The organism is Rhodopseudomonas sp., assembly GCF_048594845.1.
Classification (GTDB): Bacteria; Pseudomonadota; Alphaproteobacteria; order Rhizobiales; family Xanthobacteraceae; genus Rhodopseudomonas.
In genome coordinates, this window is record NZ_JBMDXE010000358.1 from 1 (window position 1) to 5,810 (window position 5,810).

General features: G+C 68.3%; 6 protein-coding genes. 3 read left to right on the forward strand and 3 right to left on the reverse strand.

All coding sequences use genetic code 11. From position 1 onward, the window contains the following. Window positions 1-110: 110 nt before the first annotated feature. The 3 genes from ACOJTD_RS24485 to ACOJTD_RS24495 are packed head-to-tail and all read right to left on the reverse strand — an operon-like array spanning window position 111 to window position 3,314. Entirely contained in the window at window positions 111-1,307 is a 1,197-nt protein-coding gene (locus ACOJTD_RS24485; RefSeq protein ID WP_420135448.1) for an acyl-CoA dehydrogenase family protein, read from the reverse strand. Window positions 1,308-1,325: 18 nt separating this feature from the next. Then, window positions 1,326-2,462: an acyl-CoA dehydrogenase family protein gene (locus tag ACOJTD_RS24490; protein WP_420135449.1), complete on the reverse strand. Its 1,137-nt coding sequence runs from the start codon at window positions 2,460-2,462 to the stop codon at window positions 1,326-1,328. A 3-nt stretch (window positions 2,463-2,465) separates the two neighbouring features. Continuing rightward, complete coding sequence (locus tag ACOJTD_RS24495) at window positions 2,466-3,314, reverse strand: enoyl-CoA hydratase (protein WP_420135450.1); 849 nt, start codon at window positions 3,312-3,314, stop codon at window positions 2,466-2,468. A 320-nt stretch (window positions 3,315-3,634) separates the two neighbouring features. On the opposite strand from ACOJTD_RS24495, the gene exbB reads away from it, so the two are divergent. From exbB to ACOJTD_RS24510, 3 genes are read left to right on the forward strand one after another with little or no spacing between them, the layout of a single operon-like run. Beyond that, complete coding sequence (gene exbB / locus ACOJTD_RS24500; RefSeq protein ID WP_420135451.1) at window positions 3,635-4,435, forward strand: tonB-system energizer ExbB; 801 nt, start codon at window positions 3,635-3,637, stop codon at window positions 4,433-4,435. Between the two features lie 3 nt (window positions 4,436-4,438). Continuing rightward, a complete protein-coding gene (gene exbD / locus ACOJTD_RS24505) occupies window positions 4,439-4,876 on the forward strand; it encodes a TonB system transport protein ExbD (RefSeq protein ID WP_420135452.1) in 438 nt (145 codons plus the stop codon). After that, the gene (locus ACOJTD_RS24510; protein ID WP_420135453.1) at window positions 4,873-5,808 is read left to right on the forward strand and encodes a TonB family protein; all 936 of its coding nucleotides are present in this window, start codon (window positions 4,873-4,875) and stop codon (window positions 5,806-5,808) included. The genes exbD and ACOJTD_RS24510 overlap by 4 nt, the downstream gene beginning before the upstream one ends. Window positions 5,809-5,810: the final 2 nt, after the last annotated feature.

The window sequence follows — 5,810 nt, forward strand, 5'->3', positions numbered from 1 at the left end:
TAATACGGGGGCCCCGGGACCCGCCGCCCACCCGGCGGGGGGGCGGGGGGGGGCGATGAACCCGGGCCACGCCGTGGTGGATGTGGCCAACCAAAATGGCGGCGGTCCTGTTACAGCCCCAGCACCAGCTTGCTGATGATATCGCGCTGGATCTCCGAGGTGCCGCCGAAGATCGTGTAGGCGCGGCCGTTGAGGTGGGTCGGCATGATGGCGAGTTCGTCTTCCGGGATCGCCGGCGGGGCGTTGAGGCGGTGCAGCGGGCGCATCGGCTCGACATAGAGGCCGTCGGTGCCGATGACGTCGACGCCGAGCCGGCTCACCGCCTGATAGATCTCGCTGGTGCGCAACTTCAGGATCGACGACACCGCGCCGGGGTTCTGGCCGTTCTGCAGCGCCGACAGCACGCGCAGCTCGGTCATTTCCAGTGCGTCGATATCGACCTCGGCTTCCGACATCCGGATCGCGATGTCCGGATCTTCGATCGCCCGGCCGGTCGCCTCCGACTCGGCGAGTTCCGCCGTCCTGTGCAGCGCCTTGCGCAGCTTCGCCGAGGCGATGCCGGAGCCGCGTTCGAATTCCAGCAAGTACTTGCCGTAGGTCCAGCCCTTGCCTTCCTCGCCGACGAGGTTCGACGCCGGAATCCGGACGTCGTCGAAGAACACCTGGTTGACCTCGTGGTCGCCGCCGATGGTCAGGATCGGCCGGATGGTGATGCCGGGGCTCTTCATGTCGATCAGCACGAAGCTGATGCCGTCCTGCTGCCGCGGCTCGTCGCTGGTGCGCACCAGCGCGAACATCATGTTGGCGTTGTGGGCGTGGGTGGTCCAGATCTTGGTGCCGTTGATCACGTACTCGTCGCCGTCGCGGACCGCGCGGGTCTTGAGCGACGACAGGTCGGAGCCCGAGCCCGGCTCCGAATAGCCCTGACACCAATAGTCCTCGCAGGACAGAATCCGCGGCAGGAAGTAGTTCTTCTGCTCCGGCGAACCGAAGCCGATGATCACCGGGCCGACCATCTTGACGCCCATCGGCGTCGGGGTCGGAACTCCGGCGTGCGCGCATTCGGTCTCGAAAATCCAGCGCTGCGCCGGCGTCCAGCCGGGGCCGCCATATTCGACCGGCCAGCCCGGCGCGCCCCAGCCCTTGGCGTTGAGGGCGCGCTGCCACGGCACGCCGGTCTCCGGCTCGGAGAACACCGACGGATTGAGGGACTCCGCGCGCTTCATCGCGGGCGTGAGGTTGGCTGCGATGAAGTCGCGGACTTCCTGTTGAAACGCGAGTTCGGACTCGCCGAAGGTCATGTCCATGTCGATGCCTCGCTTTGCTTAAACAGGCCGGCCGCTGAGCGCGGCGTGGCGGCGATAATGATGCGTGCTGCCGCCGAACAGCGTCTCAAACGCCAGCAGCCGTTTGAAGTACGCGCCGACGTCGAGTTCCTCGGTGACGCCCATGCCACCATGCAACTGCACGGATTGCTCGGCGACGAAGCGGGCGCCCTTGCCGATCTTGGCCTTGGCGCCGGAGGCGGCTCGGCCGCGTTCGGCGGCGTCGGCCTCGGCCTTCAGCGCCGCACGCAGCGCCATCGAACGGGCTTCATCGACCTGCACCGACATGTCGGTCAGCCGATGCCGCACCACCTGATTGGCGGCGAGCGGCCGGCCGAATTGCTTGCGCACCTTGGTGTAGTCGAGCGTCTTGTCGGTCAGCGTCTGCATCATGCCGACCGCTTCGGCGGACATCGCCGCCAGGGCGCGATCGACCACGGCTTCGACCGCCGGATACGCATCGCTGTCGGCCCCGAGCATTGCGTCGGCCTGCACCCGCACATTCTCCAGCGTCAGGTTGCAGGCGCGTCCGCCGCCGAGCCGCGGATAGTCCGCGAGCGTCAGTCCGGCCGCATCGCGCGGCACCAGGAACAGCCGCAGCGAGCAGCTGCCGTTGTTCGCCAGCTTGGCGGAGACGATCAGCTGATCGGCCGACGCGCCATCGAGCACCGCAACCTTGGCGCCATTCAGCACGTAGTGCTCGCCGTCCTTGCGCGCCGTGGTGTCGACGCGCGCCAGATCCGCGCGCGCCGCGCGTTCGGCGTGGGCGAAGGCGAGCCGTAATTTGCCTTCGGCGATCTGCGGCAGGAGCGCCGCCTTCTGCTCGTCGCGGCCGTGTTCGGCGACGAGGCCGGCGCCGAGCACCACGGTCGACAGATAGGGTTCGCTGACGAGGCCGCGGCCGAATGCTTCCATCAGGATGCCGACTTCGATCGCGCCGCCGCCGATGCCGCCATGCGCTTCTGGCAGCGGCAGCGCCAGCCAGCCGAGATCGGCGAACTGTTTCCAGATCGCCTCGCTGAAGCCGGACGGCTCCTTGGCGTTCTGCTCGCGCAGCTTGGCCGTGTAGGTCTCGGCGATGAAGCGGTCGGCGCTCTCGCGCAGCAGCCGCTGTTCGTCACTGGGCGTGAGATCCATCGCTTACACCTTCACCTGTTTGCGCACCGACGGATGCAGTCCCGACGGATCGACGATCATTCCAAACTCCTGCAGATTGTGAGCGTGACAAAGCTGATGCAGCGCGAACGCCTGATCGATCGCGGCCGGCTGGCCCTGGATGTCGACCGAGCGGTTGACCGCTTCCTTGGTCATCTTCAGCGCGAAGCTCGGCTTCGCGGCGATGCGCATCGCGAGCTGCAGCGTGAAGTCCGACAGTTCGGTGGCGGGCACGACGTGATTGACCATGCCGAGCCGGTACGCATCTTGCGCGCTCCAGCTGTCGGCGGTGAACAGCAGTTCCTTGGCCTTGCGCGGGCCGAGCTCCCAGGGATGCACGAACCATTCGACGCCGCACACGCCCATCGTCACCACGGGATCGCAAAACTCGGCGTTGTCGGCAGCGACGATCAGGTCGCAGGCCCAGGCCAGCATCAGGCCGCCGGCGATGCACTTGCCGTGCACTTCGGCGATCGTCGGCTTGGCGAGATTGCGCCAGCGCCGCGTGATCTGCAGATAGATCTCCTGCTCGCGCGCCATCCGGCCGTGCGCGCCCGGCTCGCGAAAGCCGCCCCAGGCGCCGACCGGCGCAAAGTCGATGCCGGCTTCGTTCTTGGTGGTGGCGCGCAGATCATGGCCGGCGGAGAAGTGTGGGCCGTTGCCGGCGAGCACGATGACCTTGACGCTGTCGTCCTGCACCGCGTCGTCGAACGCGGCGTTGAGGTCGTAGGTCATTTGCAGATTTTGCGCGTTGCGCGCCTCCGGCCGGTTCATCACGATCCGGGCGATCGCCGGATCGGGACGGTCGACCACGAGCGTTTCATAGCCGCTCATGCATCCTCCCGTTTCTTGTTGTGCCGGCGCATGCTGCACCGGTTGTTGTTCCGCATAGTCTGGCAGGTCGGCCGCGCGACCGCAAATCCGATCTGCTGCGGCAGAGCGCGCTTATTCCGCGCTGCGGCGCGACCGCCGCCGGGACCTGCAACTTTCGATGTGATCGCGCCTGCTGCGCGGCTTTGAGGCAGAACAATCCGCGGGCGGCGCGATTGTGCGACAGGCCAGTAAATGGGCCGCCAAGCGCCGGTCAGAATTGATTTTTTCGCTGCGCCTATCCGTGCGATAGGTCGCGGCCCTGTTGTCCCTGCCGAAAGTCGATGATGCCGCAGTTCCGCATTGGCCTGATGATCCGCACGTCCGCGTGGCGCGGCGTTGTGGCAGCGGCGCTGCTGCTGATCGGTTCCGCGGCCGCCCACGCCGCCAATGCACTGGCGACGCTGCCGCGCGATCTGTCGCCGTGGGGCATGTTCGCGAACGCCGATATCGTGGTGAAGGTGGTGATGGCCGGGCTCGCGCTCGCCTCGCTGGCGACCTGGACGGTCTGGCTGTCGAAGACCGTGGAACTGCGCCGCGAAACCGCGCGCGCCCGCGCGGCGCTCGCGTCGCTCGAGACCGACACCACGCTGGCCGAGCTGCGCGGCACCGAGGCGCAAGACGGTGTCGGTCAGTTGATCCAGACCGCGACACGCGAAGCGCAGCTGTCCGGCTGGACATTCGACGACGATTTCAAGGAGCGCGTCGCGCTGCGGCTGGAGCGCACCGAGGCAGCGATGTCGCGCAAGATCGCGCGCGGCACCGGCATCCTTGCCACCATCGGCGCGGTGGCGCCGTTCGTCGGCCTGTTCGGCACGGTGTGGGGCATCATGAATGCCTTCATCGGCATCTCCGAGGCGCATACAACGAATTTGGCCATTGTTGCGCCCGGCATCGCCGAGGCGCTGCTCGCCACCGCGCTCGGTCTCGTCGCCGCGGTGCCGGCGGTCGTGATCTACAACTATCTGGTCCGCCAGATCGCCAATTATCGCGCGCTGCTCGGCGATGCGTCCGCGCAGGTGCTGCTGCTGGTCAGCCGCGATCGCGGCCGCTCGGCGCGGCTGATGGCGCGGGCCGCGGAGTAGGGCATGGGCGTGCGGCTCGGCGGACGGCGGCAAGCCGCGGAGGACGATCTCGCGCTCGCGCACGAGATCAACGTCACGCCGTTCATCGACGTGATGCTGGTGCTGCTGATCATCTTCATGGTCGCGGCGCCGCTCGCCACCGTCGATCTCGGTGTCGATCTGCCGGCTTCCACCGCCGCTCCGCAGCCGCGCCCGGACAAGCCGGTGTATCTGACGCTGCAATCCGACCTGACGCTGGCGATCGGCGAAAGCCCGGTGGCGCGCGACGCGCTCGGCGACGCACTGGCGAGCGCGACGAACAGCAACAAGGACGAGCGCATCTTCCTGCGCGCCGACAAGGCGGTCAGCTACGGCGAGCTGATGGCGGTGATGAATCTCTTGCGCGACGCCGGCTATCTCAAGGTCGCGCTGGTCGGCCTCGACGGGCGCGACACGCCATGAACGCGTACGTGCTGCACGACGAGCCGGGCCGCGGCCGCGCCTCGCAATGGATGGCGTCGGCGATCGCCATCGTCGCGGCGCATCTGCTGCTGATCGCCGCCGCGCTCGCCTGGTATCAGCAGGTCCCGATGCCTGGCGTCGAGATGCCGGCCATCATGGTCGATCTGTCGCCGGCCCCCGCCGCGCCCGCGGTGCAGCCGCAGGATCTCGCGCCGGGCCCGCAGATGCAGCAGGCGCAGCCGGAGGCCGAGCGGGCCGCGCTGGAAAAACCGACGAACGAGCCGGTGCGGCAGCAGGCCGAGCTGCAGCCTCAGCCGCCGATCGAACCACAAGCCGAGCCGCAAGCCGTGCCTGTCCCGGTCGCGCCGGCGCCCGAGGTGGCGCTGCCGCCGCCGGCCAAGGCTGCCGAACAGCCCGCAGCGGTGAAGCCGGATGCGCCGAAGCAGGCCGAGCTGGTGAAGCCGGCTGCGAAGCTCAAGCCGGAGCCGAAGCGCGCGACGCATGAAGAGGCCAAGCGCAAGCGCGCCGAGGCCAAGCCGGACTCGCGCGACCCGCTTGCGCCGCGCACCACGGCGGCGCCCCGCGCCGAGCGTCAGGCCGCGCTGCAATCTTTCCCGCAAGCGGGCCGCGCCGCGGCGGCCGCCGCATTGCCGGCCTATCGCGATCGTCTGGCCGCACATCTCGCCCGCTTCAAGCAATATCCGTCGGCCTCGAAGGCCGCGGGCGAGCAGGGCACCGCGATGCTCAGCTTCACCGTCGGCCGCAGCGGCCAGGTTCTCGCCAGCCGCCTCGCGCGCTCGTCCGGCTACTCCGCGCTCGACGCTGAAACCATGGCGATGATCCACCGCGCGCAGCCGCTGCCGTCGTTCCCGGCGGAGATGACGCAGGCCTCGCTGAGCTTCACCGTCCCGGTAAACTTCTCGCTGCGCTAACA

Bases quoted from the DNA above. Each gene is read 5' to 3' on its own strand.
- ACOJTD_RS24485 (WP_420135448.1), bottom strand. From the start codon at position 1,307: ATGGACATGACCTTCGGCGAGTCCGAACTCGCGTTTCAACAGGAAGTC.
- ACOJTD_RS24490 (WP_420135449.1), bottom strand. From the start codon at position 2,462: ATGGATCTCACGCCCAGTGACGAACAGCGGCTGCTGCGCGAGAGCGCC.
- ACOJTD_RS24495 (WP_420135450.1), bottom strand. From the start codon at position 3,314: ATGAGCGGCTATGAAACGCTCGTGGTCGACCGTCCCGATCCGGCGATC.
- exbB (WP_420135451.1), top strand. From the start codon at position 3,635: ATGATGCCGCAGTTCCGCATTGGCCTGATGATCCGCACGTCCGCGTGG.
- exbD (WP_420135452.1), top strand. From the start codon at position 4,439: ATGGGCGTGCGGCTCGGCGGACGGCGGCAAGCCGCGGAGGACGATCTC.
- ACOJTD_RS24510 (WP_420135453.1), top strand. From the start codon at position 4,873: ATGAACGCGTACGTGCTGCACGACGAGCCGGGCCGCGGCCGCGCCTCG.